Raw genomic sequence first — 20970 nt, 5'->3', positions numbered from 1 at the left:
TCGATCCTTAGAATTGAAGGCCCGGCGACACGCTCGCGGGCATTTGCAGTTGCGCGCTTTCGACCGACGCCATCGGATACGCGCAGTAATCGGCCGCGTAGTACGCGCTCGGCCGGTGATTGCCCGAGCGGCCCGGACCGCCGAACGGCGCGCCTGACGAAGCGCCGTTGGTCGGCCGGTTCCAGTTGACGACGCCCGCGCGGATCGTGCGCTGGAAATGCGTCCATAGCGCTTCGTCATCGGCGAGCAGGCCAGCCGACAAGCCGAACTCGGTGTCGTTCGCCTGTTCGAGCGCATCGTCGAAGTTGCGATAGCGAATGATTTGCGCGAGCGGTCCGAAATGCTCTTCGTCGGGCAGATCCTTCACGTCCGTCACGTCGAGAATCGCCGGCGTAACGAAGCCGAGTTGCGGATCGCGTTGCTCCATCTTCAGCAGTGCCTTCGCGCCGCTCGCGAGCAGACGCTCCTGTGCGGCGACGAGCCGCGCGGCCGCGCGCGCCGATACGACCGCGCCCATGAACGGCTGCGGCTCGGCGTTGTATTCGCCGACGCGAAGACCCGAGGTGACTTCGGTCAGACGCGCGAGAAAGCGCTCGCCGGCGGCATCGTCGGGCACGAAGATGCGGCGCGCGCAGGTGCAGCGCTGCCCCGCCGACAGAAACGCCGACTGGATCGTGTGATGCACGGCTGCGTCGAGATCCGCGACCGGGCCGATCACCAGCGGATTGTTGCCGCCCATTTCGAGCGCGAGCACGATCTCCGGCCGGCCGCCGAACTGCTTGTGCAGCAGCGTGCCGGTATCCGAACTGCCGGTGAAGAAGAGTCCGTCGATCTGGCGGTGATTCGCGAGCGCGATGCCGGTGTCCTTCTCGCCCTGCACGAGGCTCAGCACGCCGGCAGGCAGACCCGCGTCGTGCCAGATCTGCACGGTCAACGCCGCGACGCCGGGCGCGAGTTCGGACGGCTTGAACACGACCGCGTTGCCCGCGATCAGCGCCGGCACGATATGGCCGTTCGGCAGATGGCCCGGGAAGTTATACGGGCCGAACACCGCCACCACGCCATGCGGACGATGCCGCAGCACCGCGGTGCCGTCAGCCATCGCCGAGCGTCTTTCACCGGTGCGTTCGTTGTACGACTGGATCGAGATCTCGACCTTCGCAGCCATCGACGCCGCCTCGGTGCGCGATTCCCACAGCGGCTTACCGGTCTCGCGACCGATCGCATCGGCGAGCGCTTCCTTGCGCTCGGTCACCAACGCAGCGAAGCGGCGCACCACCGCGCAACGCTCGTCGAGCGGCAGCGCCGACCATACGGCGAACGCGCGCCGCGCGCCACGCACCGCGCGATCGACGTCGTCCGCCGACGCGCTATTGCCTTCCCACACCACTTCGCCAGTGCCGGGGTTGCGCGATGCGAATGCGGGTCCCGTGCCGGCGGTCCATTCGCCGTCGATAAAAAGCTTGCTCATGATCATCCCTGTTTGTGTTTCAACGGCAGTACCCGCAGCGGGTCGCCCGCCTTCACGTTGAGCGCGCCGGCTTCGGCCTCGCTCAGACGGAATACGCCGTTGCGTGGCACACCCGCCACCACGCCGACGCGAAAATCGCCGAGCGACGTGTTCGATACCATCGATCTCGGTGCATCCCGCGGCGCGGCTTCGGCTTGGGCCTTGGCTTCAGCCTCGCCGATCTCGACCGTCACCAGCACGCTCTCGCGCACCGTGCGCAGATCGGAGATATGGCATTCGAGCACCGGCCCCGCATCGAAGATATCGACGTGATTTTCGTAGCGCAGCCCTTCGGCTTCGAGCATGCGGCGCGCCGGAATCGTGTCGTCGTGCGTGAGGCCGACGCAACGCTGCGCCTCTTCCGGCAGCAGTTCGACATACACCGGATAGCGCGGCATCAGCTCGGCGAGAAACGCCTTGCGGCCGTGTGAACTCAGATAGTCGGCCGCGTTGAAATCGATCTGGTAGAAATGCGAACCGACCGCGCGCCAGAACGGCGACGTGCCTTGCTCATCGAAATGGCCGCGCAGTTCCGCGCACAGACGCTGCGGAAAACGCTCGCGGAACTGCGCGAAAAACATGAAGCGCGAGCGCGACAGCAGACTGCCGACGCCGCTCGTGCGATAACGCGGGCTCAGGAACAGCGAGCACACTTCCGCGTAGCCGGTCAGGTCGTGCGAGATATTCAGCGCATGCATGCGCGTCCAGATACCGAGGTCCTGGCTCGCGTGCACGACCGTGCTCACGCGATAGTTGTAAAACGGCTGCTGCAGACCGACCGCTGTTTCGATGCCGCACACGCCGGCGATATCGCCGGTCGCGGTGTCTTCCATCACGAAGAAGTAGCCGGCCTCGTGCGGCTCCGCCTTGTCTTCCATCGTGCGGCGCGCGCGTTCGACGCGCGCCGCGAGTGCGTCGCGATCCGGCTTGAAGGTCGTCAGCCCCGGACCGGTTTCCTGCGCGAGCCGCATCAGCGCGTCCACATCGCCTCGTTGCACCACGCGAACGACGATCATTGCGCGTCTCCCGATTGTTCCTGCTGGTGCAGCTGATGCAGCGGCACACAGCGCACCGCATCGCCTTCCGTCACGCCGAGCGCGGCGCGCGCCGCCTGCGACAGCACGGCACCGGTTTCCTTGGCCGGAGCAAGCTCGCCGAGCACGCAGCGAAACTCGCCGTCCGCGCCGTTGTGCGCGATCAGATAAGTTGCGCCGCCTGTGGCGGGTGCTTCGCGCACGACGCGCGTTTCGTTGTATTTGACCGATACGCTGCGATCGACCTGAGCGGTCAGCACCGGCCCCGCGTCGAAGATATCGACGTAGCGGTCGGTCTCGAAACCTTCCTCGATATGAATCTCATACGCGAGCAATGCATTGCTATCCGGTTCGCCGAGCACGCGTTGCGCCGCCTCGGGCAACAGCGGCACATACACCGGATAGGTCGGCATCACCTCGGCGATAAACGTGCGGCTACGGCCGCCCGATTCGATTTCGATATCGGCGAAATTGCGGCCGAAGAACTTACGCCCCACTGCTTCCCAGAATGGCGACACGCCGTTGGCGTCAGTGACGCCGAGCAGCAGCGAGAACACCTCGGGCGTGAAGCGCTTGCGATTGGCGGCGATGTACATCATGCGCGCGCGGGAAATCAATTGCGCGGCCGCGTCACCGCGCAGCGACGGATCGATGTAGTAGCCGGCGAGCCGGCTCTTGCCGGTCAGTTCATGCGACATCGTCAGCGCGTGAATCTTGCGGTTCACATGCAGTTCGCGCGACGCGTGAATCAGCGCGTCGTTGCGAAACACGTAGAACGGGTCCGAGTAACCGGCTGCCGCGACGATGCTCGCGGTGCCCATCAAACGGCCGCTGGCCGAATCTTCGAGCACGAACAGATAGAACTCCTCGCCCGGAAAATCGACTTCCGCACGAAACGAGTCTTCCGACAACGCAACGCGCGCTTCGAGCGCGCGCCGGTCGTGCGGCAATGAATGCAGCACCGGCTGCGCGGTGCGCGCCATATGCTCGAGCGCATCGAGATCGGCGAGGCGGCCTGGACGTACGAAGAGCATCATCGTTCCTGTTGAATGTGACGCATGAGCCGATGGTTGTGAGTGCGTGCTTGCATGGGCGCGCGGCCGCGCATCAGTGCGATGCCGCCTGCGCGCTCGCGCCGACGAGTTCGCCGAACGCCTTCTCCAGCCGCGCAAAACCTTCGGCCATGTCGTCGAGCGGCATGATCAGCGACGGCACGAAACGCAGCACGTCCGGGCCCGCCATCAGCATGATCACGCCATGCTGGCCGGCGGCGGTGACGAAGTCCTTCGCGCGGCCCCTGAACGCATCGCTCAATTCCGCGCCGATCAGCAGCCCCTTGCCGCGCACTTCGGTGAAGAGACCGAAGCGCTGGTTCAGTTTCGCGAGATGACCCTTCAGTGCCTCGCTGCGCGAGCGCACGCCTTCGAGCAGCTTCGGATCGCTGACGAGTTCGACCACCTTTTCCGCGATCGCGGCACCAAGCGGATTGCCGCCGTAAGTGGTGCCATGCACGCCGACCTTGAAGTGCGCGGCCAGCTCGTTGGTGGTCAGCATCGCGCCGATCGGGAAGCCGTTGCCGAGCGCCTTCGCGGTGGTCAGGATGTCGGGCGTGACGCCAGTGTCCTGATACGCGTAGAAGAAGCCGCTGCGACCGACGCCGGTTTGCACTTCGTCAAAAATCAGCAGCGCATTGTGCTGATCGCAGGCTTCGCGCAGCGCCTTCAGAAAGGCCGGATCGGCCGGAATCACGCCGCCCTCGCCCTGGATCGGCTCGACGATCACCGCGCAGGTCTGCGCGCCGATCGCCTTCTTCGCGGCTTCGATGTCGTTGTACGGCAGATGCGTGATGCCGCCCGGCACCGGACCGAAGCCTTCCGAATACTTCGGCTGGCCGCCGACGCTGACCGTGAAGAGCGTGCGGCCATGGAACGACTGCGTGAAGGAAATGATTTCGGCTTTGTCGGCGCCATGACGATCGAATGCGACGCGGCGCGCGAGCTTCAACGCGGCTTCGTTCGCTTCGGCGCCCGAGTTTGCGAAAAATGCGCGGTCGGCGAACGTGAGGTTTTCGAGCCGCTTCGCGAGCCGCAGCACCGGCTCGTTCGTGTAGCCGTTGCCGATGTGCCACAGCTTGCCGCCCTGCTCGTGCAATACCTTCAGCAGTTCCGGATGCGCATGACCGAGCGCGGTGACGGCGATGCCGCCGGCGAAGTCGATATAGTCGCGGCCTTGTGTGTCCCAGACGCGCGAGCCGAGACCGCGGTCCGGTACGAAGGCGGCCGGCGCAAAAACCGGCACCATGACTTCGTCGAAGGTCTGGCGTGTCACAGTCAGGTCGTTCATGGCAAATCCTTTTACGGGTGACGGGTAATACAGCTAGTGTAGGAAACCGTGCGCGATACGTCTTGCGCATACGCGACGCTTTCTATGAGGTTCCGCGCGTCGCGATGGCCTGAGTGCGGGGCCTGGGTCGGTGCTGTGTGAACGGTTCGTGTCGAATTCATGTCCGGCTCGCTTTCAACAGGCTTCCGGGTTGCTTCCGGGTGGAAGCCACACGCTCGATCCATACCCGCTTAGCGCCCGCCCCATCAATCGGCCTGCGGCGGCTCGATCAGCGCGCCCGGCCGCGGCTCGCTCGCCGCCGCGCCGTGCGCGCCGGTCTGCCGGTCGATCCAGTTACGGCGATCCTCGCGCGGCGTGACGCCGAAGCGCTCACGGTACGCATTCGAAAAATGCGCGGCCGACGAAAACCCGCAAGCGAGGCTGATCTGCACGACCGATTTGCTGGTGCGCTGCAACTGCGTGCGCGCCTTCGCGAGCCGCAGCCCCAGATAGTATTTGGACGGCATCGAGCCGAGATACTGGCGAAACAGCCGCTCCAACTGACGCCGCGATACGCCGACGAGGCCAGCGATTTCATCGCTGGTGAGCGGATCCTCGATATTCGCCTCCATCAGCAGCAGCGCGTCGTTCAGACGCGGATGGCGCTCGCCCGGCGCGGTCACGAACGGGATACGCTGACGCTCGTCACCGGCGCGCAATACGCCGACGCCGAGCGTATCGGCGATGCGCTCCGCGAGTTCGGGGCCGTGCTCGCGGCCGATCATCGCGAGCATGAAGTCGACGCTCGCCTGGCCGCCCGCGCAGGTCGCGCGATCGCGGTCGATTTCGAAGATCTGCTGGGTGACGATCGAGCGCTCGAACTGCTCGGAGAACTGCTGATAGGTTTCCCAGTTGACGCTCACGCGATAGCCGGACAACTGCCCGGCCATCGCGAGCCACCACACGCCGTGATGAATGCCGGTGACGAGCGGCGTGCGTTGACCGACACGCGCGAGGCTCGCGAGAAAGAGCCGGTAGTCGGCGAACTGCTGGAAACGCTCGGTCACGACGATCAGCCAGTCACACACGATCGCATCGCCGAAGGCGGCATCGGCCGGCCATTGCGCGCCGCCCGCTAGCGGCACCGCGCGGCCGTCCCACGAACAGACCTGCACGCGATACAGCGCGCGGCCGTCGATTTCATTGGCGAGATTCAGCGCGTCGACGATCGGCCCGACGCCCGACATCGACACCGGCGGCAACGCGACGATCGCGACCTGTGTCGTGCGAGTCGGGCTGGACGTGCGGGCCATCGCTGCGGGTGAATGAGGTGCTAAATGAGGTGCTAAACGCGCGAGCGGCGCGCGTTACTTCAGGCTGCCGGACAGGAACTGCCTGAGGCGCTCGCTGCGCGGCGCGCTCAGCACCTCGGCGGGATTGCCCTCTTCTTCGGTGCGCCCCTGGTGCAGGAACATCACGTGGTTCGACACGTTGCGCGCGAAGCCCATTTCGTGCGTGACGACGATCATCGTGCGGCCTTCTTCCGCGAGCTTCTGCATCACCTTCAGCACTTCGCCGACGAGTTCGGGGTCGAGCGCGGAAGTCGGTTCGTCGAACAGCATCACGTCGGGGTTCATCGCGAGCGCGCGCGCAATCGCGACGCGCTGCTGCTGCCCGCCCGACAGATGCGACGGATACTGCTTCTCGACACGCGGCGCGAGGCCCACTTTCTCCAGATATTCGCGCGCGCGATCTTCGGCTTCCTTGCGCTTCAAACCGAGCACATGAATCGGCGCCTCGACGACGTTCTCGATCACGTTCATATGCGCCCACAGGTTGAAGTGCTGGAACACCATCGCGAGCTTCGTGCGGATGCGCTGCAACTGCTTGTGATCGGCGACTTCGAGATTGCCGGCGCGGTCGGTCTTGGTCTTCACCGCCTCGCCGTCGACGATGATCTGCCCAGCGTTCGGCCGTTCGAGAAAGTTGATGCAACGCAGGAAGGTGCTCTTGCCCGAGCCGCTCGCGCCGATGATGCTGATCACGTCGCCCTTGTTCGCGTTGAGCGACACGCCCTTGAGCACCTCGTTGTCGCCGTAGCGCTTGTGAATGTCCTGTGCGACGAGCTTGCACGCTTCGGTTTGAGTGGTATGGAGCAAGATGCTCTCCCTATGCCTGTGAGAATACGGATCAATCTGCGGATCAATCTGCGGATCGGTCTGATGCAAATGCCAAAGCGCCAAAGCCGCTGGCGTGCGGCGCCATACGGTCAACACATACTCAATGCGTGCGCACCGCGAGGTACGCGAGCCAGTGGCGCTCCGCGCGCCGGAACAGCGCGACCAGCGCGAACGACACCACCAGATAAATCAGCGCCGCGAGTCCGAAGGCGTTGAACGACTGGTACGTCGCCGAGTTCGCGTCGCGCGCGACCTTCAGGATGTCGGGCACCGTGGCGGTGAACGCAACCGTGGTCGCATGCAACATCAGGATCACTTCGTTACTGTACAACGGCAGCGCGCGGCGCAGCGCGGACGGTATCACGATACGCCGATACATCGTGAACCAGCTCATCCCATAGGCGCGCGCCGCTTCCACTTCGCCGTGCGAAGTCGAACGGATCGCGCCGGCGAAAATCTCGGTCGTGTACGCGCAGGTGTTCAGTGCGAACGCGAGAATCGCGCAGTTAAAGCCACTGCGAAAAAACGCGTCGAGCAGGCTGTGCGAGCGTACGATCTCGAGGCTGTACATGCCGGTGTAGATCAGCAGCAATTGCACGTAGAGCGGCGTGCCGCGAAACACATAGGTGTAGAGACGCACCGGCGTGGAAAGCCAGCGCTTCTTCGACACCCGCGCGACCGCCAGCGGCACCGAACAGACGAAGCCGATCGAGATCGAAGCGACCAGCAGCCACAGCGTGACCGCGAGACCCGAGATGCGCTGACCGTCCCAGAACAGATACGCGCGCCAGAACTGATTGAGGATATCGATCATGTCGTTCAGAGCTCCGCGTGGCGCACGCCGATCGAATAGCGCCGGTTCAGCCAGATCAGCGCGAAGTTCGATACCGTGGTGATCGCCAGATAGATCAGCGCGGCGATCAGGATGAAGAAGAACATGTTGAAGGTGCTCTTGCCGGCGTCCTGCGCGGCCTTGACGACATCGGCGAGACCGATGATCGACACCAGCGCGGTCGCCTTCACAAGCACCTGCCAGTTGTTGCCGATGCCGGGCAGCGCGAAGCGCATCATCTGCGGAAACAGGATGCGCGCGAACACCCGCGCGCCGCTCATGCCGTAGGCGCTGCCCGCTTCGAGCTGGCCGCGCGGCACCGCGAGAAACGCGCCGCGGAAGGTCTCGGTGAAGTACGCGCCGTAGATGAAGCCGAGCGTCAGCACGCCGGCCACGAACGGATCGATGTCGAACTGCTGCCAGCCGAGCGCGTCGGTCAGATCGTTGACGGCGATCTGGATGCTGTAGAACAGCAGCAGCATCAGCACGAGATCGGGCACCGAACGGATCAGCGTGGTGTAGCCGGTCGCGATAGCTCGCAACGGGCGATTGAACGAGAGTTTCGCCGCCGCGCCCGCGAGGCCGAGCAGCACCGCGGCCGCCAGCGACAGAACGGACAGCTCGATCGTCTGGATCGTGCCGGCGAGCAGCACCGGACCATAGCCGTATAGGAACACGCGTGTCTCCATCCAGGTTTATTGAAATCGCGCGAACCGGAGCGGCCTCGCAGCCATGCTCGCCGATCCGTCATGGCGCGGAGTCTCGCAAGCGGAAATCAATTTCTCAAATGCAGGGCCACGCGTTGCTGCAATGCAATATCGCATGGTTCGACGTGGCGCCGCGCCCGTAGTGCTTGGTTTCACGAGGGATATGTTTTTGTAATGCCGCGCGCGGCTGAACCGGCGTGCCGCGATTTAGCAAGTTTCGGGTCGCTTTTCCGATAGGTCGCGCGCGAGCAGAGGCAACGAAGGTTCAGCGCCTCAGAGCGGGAAATGAGTCATATATGAGTCGCGAAGGCCATTTATGACTCGTATGTGAGTCATTGATTGATTTTCCGTGGATCCAACACCATAATGGTTCACACATGAGTCCGGAAGGCCCTTTATGACTCATGTGTGAACCATTCAGTAATCATGTCCACACCCGCCACCCGTGCCGCCTCGCGTTATAGCCTGGATGCCGCGCGCCTGCTCGGTCAGTTGATCCGCCGTGCGCGGCTCGAACGCAAAATCACCGCGGCGCAGCTCGCCGAGCGCGCGGGGCTGTCGCGCAGCCTCGTGCAGCGCATCGAAAAAGGCGACCCGCGCTGCTCGATCGGCGCGGTTTTCGAAGCCGCCGCCGTGGTCGGCGTGCGGCTTTTCGATGCCGATACGTCGGCCATCAGCGCCGCGCTGCGCGCCAACGCCGAAGTGCTGACGCTGCTGCCGCGCGCGGTGCGCGCGCCTCGCCCGGAAACTCGCGATGATTTCTGATCCCACCTACGACGAAGCCTTCGTATGGACCTGGCTGCCCGGCGCGACCGAGCCGGTGGTGGCCGGACGCGTTGTCAGAGCCGGCGAGCAGATGCTGTTCAACTACGGCCAGAGCTACCTCGCGCGCGATAACGCAATCGCCCTCTATGAGCCCGAACTGCCGCTGCGGCGCGGCACGCTGCCGCTACTCAACGGCCTGACGATGCCCGGCTGCCTGCGCGACGCGGCGCCCGACGCGTGGGGCCGGCGCGTGATCATCAATCGCAAGCTCGGCATGCGCGGCGCGCAGATCGACACCGGCGAGCTCGACGAAATGACCTATCTGCTCGAATCCGGCTCCGATCGCATCGGCGCACTCGACTTCCAGCTGTCGCCGAGCGAATACGTGCCGCGCGAAACCGCGTCCGCGTCGCTCGACGATCTGCAAAGCGCGGTGGCGAGCATCGAGCGTGGTGTGAAGCTTAGCCCCGACCTCGAGCGCGCCCTCTTTCATGGCAGCTCGATCGGCGGTGCGCGGCCGAAGGCGATGATCACGACGCACGAGCGCAAATACATCGCGAAGTTTTCGTCGCAAAGCGACGTCTACAGCGTCGTGAAGGCCGAATACATCGCGATGCGTCTTGCCGCCGAAGTCGGTATCCACGCCGCGCCGGTCCAGCTCGAATACGTTGGCGGCAAGGACGTGCTGCTGATCGAGCGGTTCGACCGCGTGCGCGCGCCGCATGGCTGGCAGCGTCGCGCGATGGTGTCGGCGCTGACGCTGTTCGAACTCGACGAAATGATGGCGCGCTATGCGAGCTACGAGGAATTCGCGACGTTGATCCGCCATCGCTTCACGAATCCCGGCGCGACGGCAAAGGAGCTGTTCGCGCGGCTGCTATTCAACGTGCTGTGCGGCAATACCGACGACCACGCGCGCAATCACGCCGCCTACTGGAACGGCCGCGAGCTGACGCTCACGCCCGCGTACGACATCTGCCCGCAGGCGCGTGCGGGCAACGAAGCGACTCAGGCAATGCTGATCGTCGGCAATGAGCGCTACAGCCGCATCGACACGTGTGTGAGGGCGGCGCCGCTCTTTCTGCTGTCGCATGACGAAGCGCTCGCGCTCGCGCGGCAACAGATCGAGGTGATTCTCGAACGCTGGGACGCGGTGTGCGCCGACGCGCAGTTAAGCGACGTCGATCGCGAACTGATGTGGCGGCGTCAGTTCCTGAACCCGTTCGCGTTCGAAGGCGCGCCGCCCGAACTCGCGGCGCTGGTGCAACAGGCGCGCGGCGCTTCGCGTACCGGCGATGCCTCGAATCACTCGAATCATTAGAATCACTCGAGCGCGAGCCGCGCGCGGATCGCCGGCAGCATGTGTTCGACGGCCGCGCGGCCTTCTTCGATGGCCGGCGCCGCGCGGTGAAAGTCGAAGATGCCCATGCCGCCGAGGCGCGGCTGCACCAGGATATCCGCCGGTTCGCCGGCGAGCCGGCTGCGCGTGATGCGCACCTGCATGATGTCGATGCTTTGCGCGATCGAGCTGAGCATCGACGGCACGTGCGCGCTCGGTTTCGGCGGCACGCGCACGTCGTCGGTCGCGTTCGCGTCGGCCGGCGCGAGCCAGCGCGGCCACGGCTTGCCGTTGCGGCGCAGCGCGACGGGCCGCGGCGCGGTTGGATCGAGCGCCGGCGTTTCGATGACCGGGCCACCGAAGTCGCGGCCGTTCAGGATGTCGTTGTTCAGATCGATCGCGATCACGCAGTCCGCGCGCATGCCGCGCGCGACCGACACCGGCACCGGATTGCTGAGCCCGCCGTCGACGAGCCACACGCCGTTGTGCCATACCGGCGTGAAAATGCCCGGAATCGCGATCGACGCGCGCACCGAGTCGATCGTGCTGCCGTCCTGCAACCAGATCTCGCGGCCGGTATCGAGCTCGGTCGCCACCGCCGCGAACGGCATGTGCAGTTGCGCGATCGAACGGCCGGCGAATTTGTCGGCGAATAACTGGATCACCTTGCGCCCGCCGAGCAGGCCGCCCGAGATACGCAGATCGAGCAGACGCACTACCGTTTGCCACGTAAGACGCGACACCCATTCTTCGAGCCAGTCGAGATCGCCATTCGCATAGACCGCGCCGACCAGCGCGCCGATCGATGTGCCGCACACCACATCGGGCTTGATGCCGGCATCCTGCAGCGCGCGAATCGCACCGATATGGGCCCAGCCGCGCGCGGCGCCGCCCCCTAGCACCAGCCCGATCCGGCTATATCGACGTCGACGTATCATCATTCACCCCGCTTTTCTGCCGGCTTTTTCAGCTTCGCCTGCGCGCCGGCCCGCGCGTGCGCGAATGCGTTCGCTATCGCCCCCGCATCACATCCGAGCGCGACGTCGTGTACACCTTCTTCTGCGCGTCGAAGTGAACGTTGAAGATGCCCTCCTCGGTCACGCCGCCCTCGCGCCATTTCCAGCTCCACACAGTCTCCGGCTTCAGCGGAAACACCGCGATTTCTCCGGGCTTGCCGAGCAGCCGGCGCACTTCGTCCTCGCTCATGCCCTGACGGATCTTCGCGAAGTTCGCGGCGGTCAGCACCTGCGTGATGGCCTGCAGCTTGCCATCGCGATCGATGTCGACCATGTAGGTGTTCAGACCTTGCGGACCGCGCGGATACTCGAAGCGCTTCGAGCCGTCGGTGAAGGTGCGCTCGGTTTCGGGCTTGCCCATCTGCGCGCGGATCTGCGCTTCGGTCGTGACGCCCGGGGTCATGTCCTTGAGTAGCAACGCGTCCGGTTTGACGGCGTTGAAGAAGTCCTTCAGTTTTTGCACGGCTTGATCGCTCTGCTGTTGGTCGCAGCCGGTCAGCGCGATGCACGCAGCCAGTGCTGCGACACCAAGCGGTTTGAGGCTCACGGTGGTTCCCTGTCCGGATGCGCGTGGTACGTGCGGTATCAGCGTACACACACGGTATTGCGCGCGTTGCCGGTCTGTAGTGTGTACTACAAGCATAACCGCGCACGCGCAAAACCGCGAGGCGCACGGGCACATCGAGTGCGGCCGCGCACGCAGGCTGTTGCGCGCAGCCTGCAATGAAGGGAAAGAAAGCGAGTGGAAATGACGAGCGGCGGCGGCGAAACAAAACACGTGAAACGACGCGCGGCCGCGCGGAAAAAACATCAAGCGAAAACCGCAGGGGCCCAGAAGCAAAAAAGCGACGCAGTGCAATGCGTCGCCAGGTCGGTCGATACGGTCAACCGGAAAGTGACGGCGGCTCGAAAGCCGCCTCGTGCGAAGCACCGTGGACGACGCGCAGCGGCCTGCTCCGGACGAAGCGATGAGCAACCTTGGCCGCTCACCTCGTGCCATCGCCGGAATGACAAACCGCTGCCTTGTGTGGCCGTCCTGGTCCCTCGAAAAGCTTTCCAGATGCCGCTAATCTAAACGCATTGAACGCTTTCTACGAGAGCGCGTTTACACCGAATCGGCAGATGATTCGCGTGGCCTGCCACGCTCGTTGCTCACCGCCTGTCACGCGTTCAGATCACACGAAACCCATGCGTGCCATCGCGCGCGAGTTGCGCGACGAGCCCATGCTCCCATTCCAGATACGCACTCATCGCTTCGCGCGCGTTGTCGGTGCCTTCATACGGACGCTGGTAACGATCGATACGCGGCGACGCCATCCGCGTGCCGCCCGCTTCCACCGGCAACCCGGCATCGATCCACGCGGCGGTGCCGCCGCGCAATACCTGCACCGGCCGGCCACTCGATGCTGCGAGTTCCGGCGCGACGAAGCGCGCAAGTACGCTGCTGCCGCACGTCACCACATAACGCTTCGCATCGGGCAGCGTGCGCAACGCGTCGCCGAGCTGGCTGCGGATCACGAACCACGCGCCGGGGATATGGCGCTTCACATAGTTCTCGCTGTGCGCGAAATCGAGCACCACCGTGCCGGGCGACTGCAGCAGCGCGGCGAGCCCGGCCGGTTCGATTTCGTCGACCTCGGGTGGCGCGATCGCGTGACGCGCGAGCGGCGCCGTGCCCTTCTCGGCGAAATCGGCCGCGGTCAGACCATCGACGACGAACACTTCCATGTTCATCTGCGCGAGCCACGATGCGCTCATGTTCGCGCGCACGCCGTCGTTGTCCGCGACGATCACACGCGCGCCGCGCACCGGTGCGAACATGTCGGTTTCCTGCACGAGCTGGCCGCCCGGCGCGCTACGAAAGCCGGGCACGTGGCCCGCTTCGTACTCTTGCGGCGTGCGCACGTCGAAGCGATACACGGTGCGCACTTCTTCATCGGCCCAGCGGCGCGCCTCGTCGCGCGACGTGCGGCCCACGCGCGCGCGATCCGCGACCGCGCGCGCGCCAGCGGCGGCGGCAAGCCGCGATGCGTCGTCGACCGGGCCTTCGAAGCGCCGTGTGCTGCCATGCGCCAGCGGCTGGCCCGCGAGGGTCCAGCCCATCGTGCCGTTACGCAGCGCCGCGACCGGATTGGGCACGCCGGCATTGATCAGCGACTGCGCACCGATGATGCTGCGCGTGCGCCCCGCGCAATTGACGATGATGCGCGTGGCCGGATCCGGCGCGAACTGCCGCGCGCGCAACACCAGCTCACCGCCTGGCACGTTGATGCTGCCGGGAATGTTCATCGTGTGAAATTCTTCGAAACGGCGCGCGTCGAGCACGACGACGCCGGCCTCGCGATCGAGCAGCGCCTGCACCTCGTGCGCGGCTAGCGATGGCGTATGGCGCACGCTGTCGACGAGTTCGCCGAATGCCTTGCTCGGCACGTTGACGTCCCTGAACAGCTCACCGCCTGCTTTGCGCCAGCCTTGCAAACTGCCTTCGAGCAACGCGACATCGCTATAGCCGAGTTCTGTCAGACGTTCGGCCGCGCGCTCGGCGAGACCTTCGCCGTCGTCGAATACGACGATCGGCACCGCCGGACGCGGCAACCGCGCCGGCGCTTCGAGTTCGAGCCGCGAGAACGGCAGGCTGGCGGCGAACAGCGGATGACTGCGTGCGTGCGGCTCTTCCTCACGCACGTCGACGAGCGCGATCTCCGCGCGATCGAGCAACGCGTGGCACACGTCTGTGAATGATCGGGTACGAAACTCTTTGACGACATTCATGGGATCGGGAACTCCTTCGCAACATTCCAGATAGTCGGCGACACGTCGCGTCACCGCACCGATGCTTCAACCGTACTCTCGAATGACGATCGGCGCACGGTCACAAAAATGCATTGCGCTCGCTGCGTTTGCTTACCTTCGGATTCTTTATACGCTGGCACTATGAACGCAAAGTGCCAGTGCGCGGCCACACGGTGCGCGCGCAATTTCCGCGCCACGCGAAAGCCGCGTGCCCCGGCAGACCCTTCCCGGCAGACCCTTTCGCCGACGTGGACATCGCGCGGACGTCAGCAGAAAAATGCCGGCTTTGCCACAATGCCCCATCGCGCGAAAGCGCCGCCAATTGCCATCCACACACAATGATCCCCTTCTCGGTCCTCGACCTCTCGCCGGTCGCCGCGGGCGCCACGCCGGCGGATGCCTTCAGGAACACACTCGACCTCGCGCAGCACGCGGAAAAACTGGGCTACAAGCGCTTCTGGCTCGCCGAACATCACAATATGCCCGGCATCGCGAGCGCGGCGACGTCGGTCGTAATCGGCCATGTCGCAGGCGGCACGAAGACGATCCGGGTCGGCTCCGGCGGCATCATGCTGCCGAACCATGCGCCGCTCGTGATCGCCGAACAGTTCGGCACGCTCGCGTCGCTGTATCCCGGCCGTATCGACCTCGGTCTCGGCCGCGCGCCCGGCACCGATCAGACCACGGCCCGCGCGCTGCGCCGCGATCTGCAGGCGAGCGCCGAAACCTTCCCCGACGACGTCGTCGAACTGCAACGCTATTTCGCCGATCCGGTCGCGGGCCAGCGCATTCGCGCGGTGCCGGGTGCGGGTCTGCATGTGCCGCTGTGGCTGCTCGGCTCGTCGCTGTACAGCGCGCAACTGGCCGCGGCGCTCGGCCTGCCGTTCGCGTTCGCATCGCACTTCGCGCCCGATTACCTGATGAGCGCGCTGCAGGTGTATCGCGCGCAGTTCCGGCCGTCGGCGACGCTCGACAAACCGTATGCGATGGTCGGCGTCAATCTGTTCGCGGCCGACAGCAACGATGAAGCCACGCGTCTTTTCACATCGTTGCAGCAGCAGTTCATCAATTTGCGGCGCGGCACGCCGGGGCAGTTGCAGCCGCCGGTCGACCGGCTCGACGCGTCGGAGATGGAGTTGAACAACGTCGCGCGCGCACTTGCCTGCACGGCGATCGGCGATCGCGACACGGTGCGCGCAGACCTGCAGTCGATCATCGAGCAGACCGGCGCGAACGAACTGATGCTGACCGCGCAGATTTACGATCATCGCGCGCGGCTGCGCTCGTTCGAGATTGGTGCCGAGGTGCGTGAAGAGTTGATGACGCAGAAATAGGCGGTTCGCGAAGCGAGCTTTAAAGCCGTGGCGCGAAAGCAGATGACGGATCGGCGGGCACATAAAGAAGGGCGGCTCATTGGTAGCCGCCCTTCTTTTTTACTGCGTCAACGGGTTCGCTGGCCTTCTGCACATGTGCGGGTTTTGTCCTGCGTTTTGTCCTGGCAGTACCGCCAAAGCTTCATGATCACCGCTGTCGGCGGCGCAGATGAAGCGACATCGCAATCAAGCTTCCCGCTTGCACTGTCACAAACCTGCATAACCACGGCTTGCCGTCGACAGGGCAGGCAGTTCTTTGCTCGAAGGCGACAACCCGCGCAGCGACTTTCCGGCAAGCGACGCCACGAGAGCGAACTCTTTCTTTTTCGCAAACGTTTGCCTGCAGGTATCAAGTCTCAGCTTCCCGAGCCGACAACGCGTACATCGCCACGAAATTTTGGAGACTCCGACGTGACGCGCGTTGTGCTCTTACTTGCCGTGCTGTTTGTAACAGGTTGCGCACAACTGCCGCCGCCCAATACCGCTCAAGCCGAGAAACCGGCCGTGGTGTCGAACGTGATCATGAAGTTCGACATTCCCGCCGATGCACTCGGCGCGCGCGATCCGCAGTTGACCGCGGTACTCGTCAAGGCAGGCGCGCTCGCCGCGGCGCAGAAGCAGCCCACCGTGATCCGCGTGATGGCGTTGAGCCAGGACTTCAAGTACATCAACCAGGCGATCTGGCGCGGCGTGCCGCAGCAGGGGCTCAAACCCGCGCTCGAAAATCTGACGGCAGGCGCAAACCAGACGTACAGCGTGTCGATCGAGCCGTTGCATGCGGGGAGCTGACACGATGCGCCTGATCGCTATCGCCGCGGCATCGTTCTGCTTATGTTCGGTTGCATCGGCGGCCCAGCCCTCCGCCGGCGCGCCTGCAACCGCGGGCGCCACTACTACCACCGCCTCGGTCACGGCCACGGCCTCGGCGGACAAGGTCTACCCGCCGCTGCCCTCGCTCGCGATGCTGCCTCCCGCGAGCGGCGATGATGACGATCTTCCCGCGCCGCGCTCGGGTTCGAACTCGCGCAACAAGAAGAAGGCGCACCCCCACGATTGCCGCTGCGCGATGCCGACGCCGCGTCTCGTCGTCTCCGATGCGTCGCGCAGCTATCTGAAGGACATCGAGCGGCAACTCGATTCCGCGTTGGCGCAGTAGAACCGGACCTGGAGCCTCGCCCCATGGAGCAGCACAAGACCAACGCCTTCCGCCGTTTGCGATCGTGGCCCATCTGCGCCTGGGTCGCGCTGCTGGCGCTCGGCAATTCGGCCGTACAAGCCGCCGCGGCCACCGAGGCCACCCCGGCCGCCCCGCCCGCCGGCGATTGCTTCGACAAGGCCGGCGCCTACCAGGGCGTCAATCCGCTCGTGCTGCGGGCAGTGGCATGGCGCGAATCGAAAGGCGATGCGGCCGCGATCAACCACAACGCCAACGGTTCGATCGACGTCGGACAGTTGCAGATCAATTCAATCCATTTTCCGGAACTCAAGAACCAGGGTATTCCGAGCCGCGCGCTCACGGACCCGTGCGTGAATATCTTCGTGGCCGCCTGGCTGCTCAAGCAGAAGATGGTGCGTTACGGCAACACGTGGCGCGCCATCGGCGCGTATCACTCGGAATCGCCGCACGAACGCGACGCCTACGCGCGTAGCATTCAGACGATTCTGGTGGACTGGGGACTGTTGCAGCCGCAGCGGTGAGCTTTGGACGCTAGTCGCTCGAGGTCGTTGCAAGCGCGATGGCCTTGCGGGTCGCACGGCTTGAGCCCGTGTCTGACGACAGCAGGAGTTCAGTGAACAATCGAAGACCGCTACCCGTAAGGGCAGCGGTCTTTTTTATGGAGTAGCTCCCGCTATGTGGCGGCAACGACAACGGCGCGCCACGACATCGAACCGCCTCGTCGCGTTGCGCTGATGTACGTCCCATTGCCAGCTTTCTTTGCCCGGCAATATCAGACTGAAAGCCTTCTTCTGAACCCTCACCGATTCGCCGGCACCGCCGCGAGTCCATCGAGCAGCGCCTTATGAAACGCGTCCGGATCCTGCATCTGCGGCGCGTGCCCCAGCCCCGCGAACTCGACCAGCGTCGCATGCGGGATCGCCTTCGCGGCCGCGCGGCCCAGCTCCGGGTAGTGGCCGATTTTCGCGCGCACCGCGGGCGGTGCCGCGTCCTTGCCGATCGCCGTCGTGTCTTTCTGGCCAATCAGCAGAAGCGTCGGCATCTGCAACTGGCCGAGTTCATACACCACCGGCTGCGTGTAAATCATGTCGTACAGCAACGCGGAATTCCACGCGACGATCTGCTTGCCCGGTCCGCGATACATGCCCGCGAGCATCTGCACCCACGGTTCGTAATCGGCGCGCCACTGGCCCGCATAGTAGGTGCTCTGCTCGTAGCGGCGAATGCCGTCGGCGGTCGTCTTCAGTTCGCGCTGATACCACTGGTCGACCGATAGCGACGGCACGCCCTTCGCCTTCCAGTCTTCGAGGCCGATCGGATTCACCAGCACCAATTGCTGCGTTTCGCGCGGATACATCAGCGCATAGCGGATCGCGAGCATGCCGCCGGTCGAATGGCCGACCACCGTCGCGTCCGTCACGCCAATCGATTCGAGCAGCGCGTGCGTATTGCGCGCGAGCTGCTGGAAGCTGTACTGGTAATGCTCGGGCTTGCTCGACTTACAGAAGCCGATCTGATCCGGCGCAACCACGCGATAGCCAGCATCGCTCAAGCGATGGATCGTCGCATCCCACGTCGCCGAGCAGAAGTTCTTGCCATGCAGCAACACGATGGTGCGGCCGTTCGGATGCGCCGGTTTGACGTCCATGTAGGCCATCTGCAACGGCACGCCTTGCGATGTGAACTCGAAGCGCGCGACCGGCGCGGGATAGTTGAAACCTTCAAGCTCCGGTCCGTAGGCCGGCCCCGGATCCTCGACGGCAGGCGCGGATGCGGACGCGGCGGCGCTCGCGGCCGGCGGACTCGTGTCGCTCCGCGCGCCGGCCGGCGTGGCGGCATCAGCACCGGCGGACACCATGGACATCGCGACGCAAGCGCAGATACTCAACAGGGCTAGCGAGGGTAAGCGGCGGAGACTCATCGGCATTTTCGGGAAAAGAACGCAACAGTGAACGGACGTGGATCGGTGTCGCGGCAGTCCGCGCCGACCTGTCCACCGGGAGCGCACGATTCTACGACGCACCGCCGGATAACGCCGCCAACCGCGCAACCGCATCGCGCAAACGTCTTCGCGCGAGCAGCCTTACACATCGGCCTTGCACATCGGCGCCGCGCGTACGGCCTCGGACAGCAACGTGGCATGCATATTGCGATCCGTGGCTAATCGGATCTTCGCACGCGCATAACCTCGCGTTCTGTGTGCTTCGCCGCACGGAGCGCTGCGCGGCGAAAGCCGATCGTGCGAGGATGGCCCGGCGCGTCACGGGTGCAATAAACATTGTTCGCTTGCGTCGAATCGGTGCTAGAACTAGCTGACAGGGCCGCAAAACAGCGACGGGAAAGCAGCGACGGTGAAGCCCTGAAAAGACGAGACAGCAGGTGACCAGCCGATAGCGCGGCGGAGATGTCGAGTCGAACAGGCCCGCGTTGCAGCAGGAGTCGACGCATCGGCTAACCGCACACAATCAGATCACCCCGGGGGCATACCAATCAGCAAGTACTTGCATGGGAGACAAACATGAGCACTCCGGCTCGGCTAAACGACCTGCAACGCACCACGCTCGCGATCGTTCTCGCGGGCGGACGCGGCACCCGCCTCGGGCCCCTCACCAACAAGCGTGTCAAACCCGCGGTTCACTTCGGCGGCAAATACCGGATCATCGATTTCGCGCTGTCGAACTGCCTGAATTCGGGCATCCGCCGCATCGCGGTGGTCACGCAGTACAAGGCGCATTCGCTGCTGCGTCATCTGCAGCGCGGCTGGGGCTTCCTGCGCGGCGAAATGGGCGAGTTCATCGATCTGTGGCCCGCGCAGCAGCGCGTCGAAGGCGCGCACTGGTATCGCGGCACCGCCGATGCGGTGTTCCAGAACCTCGACATCATCCGCTCGATCCGTCCGAAGTACGTGGTCGTGCTCGCGGGCGACCACATCTACAAGATGGACTACACGCGCATGATCGCCGATCACGCGGACAGCGGCGCGGACTGCACGGTCGGCTGCATCGAGGTGCCGCGCATGGACGCGGTCGCGTTCGGCGTGATGGCGGTCGACGAAAACCGCCGCGTGACCGGCTTCGTCGAAAAGCCGGCCGATCCGCCCGCGATGCCCGGCCGCCCCGACACCGCGCTCGCGAGCATGGGCATCTACGTGTTCAACGCCGACTACCTGTACTCGCTGCTCGAGGAAAACATCGCGGCGATCGATACCGATCACGACTTCGGCAAGGACATCCTGCCACGCGTCGTCACCCAGGGCACGGCGATCGCGCATCCGTTCAGCATGTCGTGCGTGTCGTCGGATCCGAACGTCGAACCGTACTGGCGTGATGTCGGCACGATCGACGCGTACTGGGCCGCGAATCTCGATCTCGCCTCGACGATCCCGACGCTCGATCTGTACGACCGCAGCTGGCCGATCTGGACGTATCAGGAGCAACTGCCGCCCGCGAAGTTCGTGCGCGACATGAAGGGGCTGCAGGGCTCCGGCAATAACCTGATCGTGTGTGGCGGCTGCGTGATCTCGGGCTCGCAGATTTCGCGCTCGGTGCTGTCGTCGAATGTGAAAGTGAGTTCGTTCTGTAACATCAATGAGGCAGTCTTGTTGCCGCAGGTCACGGTCGGCGCGAGCTGCCGCCTGCAGAAGGTGGTGATCGATCGCGGCTGCTCGATCCCGGAAGGCACCGTGATCGGCGAAGACGCGGCACGCGACGCCGAGCGCTTCTATCGCACCGACGACGGTGTGGTACTCGTCACCGAAGAAGCGCTGCGCAAACAGCCTAAATAGCGCGCAAGTAGTGCGCGACGCGTGCGCATTCCGCACGCATGCCGCGTGTTGCATACCGCCTTGCCCGCGCCGGCCGCCATAAGCGTCCATGAGCGGCCATAAGCGGCCGAGCAGCCGGCCAACGCGGCGGCGATGCGC

Annotated in this window: 19 protein-coding genes; 7 read left to right on the top strand and 12 right to left on the bottom strand. The window is 64.7% G+C overall.

The window, feature by feature from the left end; translation table 11 throughout:
* Positions 1-7: 7 nt before the first annotated feature.
* The 8 genes from astD to L0U82_RS06675 all read right to left on the bottom strand — a co-directional run bounded on the left by astD (position 8) and on the right by L0U82_RS06675 (position 8555).
* Positions 8-1471 (bottom strand): succinylglutamate-semialdehyde dehydrogenase, encoded by a 1464-nt coding sequence (astD, locus tag L0U82_RS06710; protein WP_233829324.1) that lies wholly within the window; start codon positions 1469-1471, stop codon positions 8-10.
* Positions 1472-1473: 2 nt separating this feature from the next.
* Positions 1474-2526, bottom strand: a complete 1053-nt coding sequence (gene astA / locus L0U82_RS06705) for an arginine N-succinyltransferase (RefSeq protein WP_233829323.1) — start codon at positions 2524-2526, stop codon at positions 1474-1476.
* A complete protein-coding gene (gene aruF / locus L0U82_RS06700; protein ID WP_233829321.1) occupies positions 2523-3578 on the bottom strand; it encodes an arginine/ornithine succinyltransferase subunit alpha in 1056 nt (351 codons plus the stop codon). The genes astA and aruF overlap by 4 nt, the downstream gene beginning before the upstream one ends.
* A gap of 73 nt (positions 3579-3651) precedes the next feature.
* Positions 3652-4887, bottom strand: a complete 1236-nt coding sequence (locus tag L0U82_RS06695; protein ID WP_233829319.1) for an aspartate aminotransferase family protein — start codon at positions 4885-4887, stop codon at positions 3652-3654.
* 245 nt (positions 4888-5132) lie between these two features.
* On the bottom strand, positions 5133-6179 hold the full coding sequence (locus L0U82_RS06690) for a GlxA family transcriptional regulator (protein WP_233829317.1): 1047 nt from the start codon (positions 6177-6179) through the stop codon (positions 5133-5135).
* 54 nt (positions 6180-6233) lie between these two features.
* Positions 6234-7025: an ABC transporter ATP-binding protein gene (locus L0U82_RS06685; RefSeq protein WP_233829315.1), complete on the bottom strand. Its 792-nt coding sequence runs from the start codon at positions 7023-7025 to the stop codon at positions 6234-6236.
* Between the two features lie 121 nt (positions 7026-7146).
* A complete protein-coding gene (locus tag L0U82_RS06680; protein WP_233829313.1) occupies positions 7147-7860 on the bottom strand; it encodes an ABC transporter permease in 714 nt (237 codons plus the stop codon).
* A 5-nt stretch (positions 7861-7865) separates the two neighbouring features.
* A complete protein-coding gene (locus L0U82_RS06675; RefSeq protein ID WP_233829311.1) occupies positions 7866-8555 on the bottom strand; it encodes an ABC transporter permease in 690 nt (229 codons plus the stop codon).
* A 456-nt stretch (positions 8556-9011) separates the two neighbouring features.
* Here L0U82_RS06675 and L0U82_RS06670 point away from each other — a divergent pair, with 456 nt between their 5' ends.
* Positions 9012-9350: a helix-turn-helix transcriptional regulator gene (locus L0U82_RS06670; protein WP_233829309.1), complete on the top strand. Its 339-nt coding sequence runs from the start codon at positions 9012-9014 to the stop codon at positions 9348-9350.
* Positions 9340-10671 (top strand): type II toxin-antitoxin system HipA family toxin, encoded by a 1332-nt coding sequence (locus L0U82_RS06665; RefSeq protein ID WP_233829308.1) that lies wholly within the window; start codon positions 9340-9342, stop codon positions 10669-10671. The genes L0U82_RS06670 and L0U82_RS06665 overlap by 11 nt, the downstream gene beginning before the upstream one ends.
* A 2-nt stretch (positions 10672-10673) precedes the next feature.
* Here L0U82_RS06665 and L0U82_RS06660 read toward each other — a convergent pair whose 3' ends face one another.
* The 3 genes from L0U82_RS06660 to L0U82_RS06650 all read right to left on the bottom strand — a co-directional run bounded on the left by L0U82_RS06660 (position 10674) and on the right by L0U82_RS06650 (position 14477).
* Complete coding sequence (locus tag L0U82_RS06660; protein ID WP_233833161.1) at positions 10674-11627, bottom strand: patatin-like phospholipase family protein; 954 nt, start codon at positions 11625-11627, stop codon at positions 10674-10676.
* A gap of 73 nt (positions 11628-11700) precedes the next feature.
* A complete protein-coding gene (gene bamE, locus L0U82_RS06655; RefSeq protein ID WP_233829307.1) occupies positions 11701-12252 on the bottom strand; it encodes an outer membrane protein assembly factor BamE domain-containing protein in 552 nt (183 codons plus the stop codon).
* Between the two features lie 623 nt (positions 12253-12875).
* Complete coding sequence (locus L0U82_RS06650) at positions 12876-14477, bottom strand: rhodanese homology domain-containing protein (RefSeq protein ID WP_233829306.1); 1602 nt, start codon at positions 14475-14477, stop codon at positions 12876-12878.
* A gap of 359 nt (positions 14478-14836) precedes the next feature.
* On the opposite strand from L0U82_RS06650, the gene L0U82_RS06645 reads away from it, so the two are divergent.
* The 4 genes from L0U82_RS06645 (at position 14837) to L0U82_RS06630 (ending at position 17569) form a co-directional block, all read left to right on the top strand.
* Positions 14837-15832 carry an LLM class flavin-dependent oxidoreductase gene (locus tag L0U82_RS06645; RefSeq protein ID WP_233829305.1) on the top strand — a complete coding sequence of 332 codons (996 nt, stop codon included), beginning with the start codon at positions 14837-14839 and terminating at the stop codon, positions 15830-15832.
* Between the two features lie 450 nt (positions 15833-16282).
* Complete coding sequence (locus L0U82_RS06640) at positions 16283-16660, top strand: hypothetical protein (protein WP_233829304.1); 378 nt, start codon at positions 16283-16285, stop codon at positions 16658-16660.
* Between the two features lie 4 nt (positions 16661-16664).
* The gene (locus tag L0U82_RS06635; protein ID WP_233829303.1) at positions 16665-17027 is read left to right on the top strand and encodes a hypothetical protein; all 363 of its coding nucleotides are present in this window, start codon (positions 16665-16667) and stop codon (positions 17025-17027) included.
* A gap of 23 nt (positions 17028-17050) precedes the next feature.
* The gene (locus L0U82_RS06630) at positions 17051-17569 is read left to right on the top strand and encodes a lytic transglycosylase domain-containing protein (RefSeq protein ID WP_233829302.1); all 519 of its coding nucleotides are present in this window, start codon (positions 17051-17053) and stop codon (positions 17567-17569) included.
* A gap of 278 nt (positions 17570-17847) precedes the next feature.
* On the opposite strand, the gene L0U82_RS06625 is transcribed toward L0U82_RS06630, so the two are convergent.
* Complete coding sequence (locus tag L0U82_RS06625) at positions 17848-18975, bottom strand: alpha/beta fold hydrolase (protein WP_233829300.1); 1128 nt, start codon at positions 18973-18975, stop codon at positions 17848-17850.
* Between the two features lie 591 nt (positions 18976-19566).
* Here L0U82_RS06625 and glgC point away from each other — a divergent pair.
* Positions 19567-20832: a glucose-1-phosphate adenylyltransferase gene (gene glgC, locus L0U82_RS06620; RefSeq protein ID WP_233829298.1), complete on the top strand. Its 1266-nt coding sequence runs from the start codon at positions 19567-19569 to the stop codon at positions 20830-20832.
* Positions 20833-20970: the final 138 nt, after the last annotated feature.

Source organism: Paraburkholderia sp. ZP32-5 (genome assembly GCF_021390495.1).
In the GTDB taxonomy this organism is placed as follows: Bacteria; Pseudomonadota; Gammaproteobacteria; order Burkholderiales; family Burkholderiaceae; genus Paraburkholderia.
Note: the sequence above shows the minus strand (reverse complement) of the source record. Positions and strands in the feature narration are given on the sequence as shown.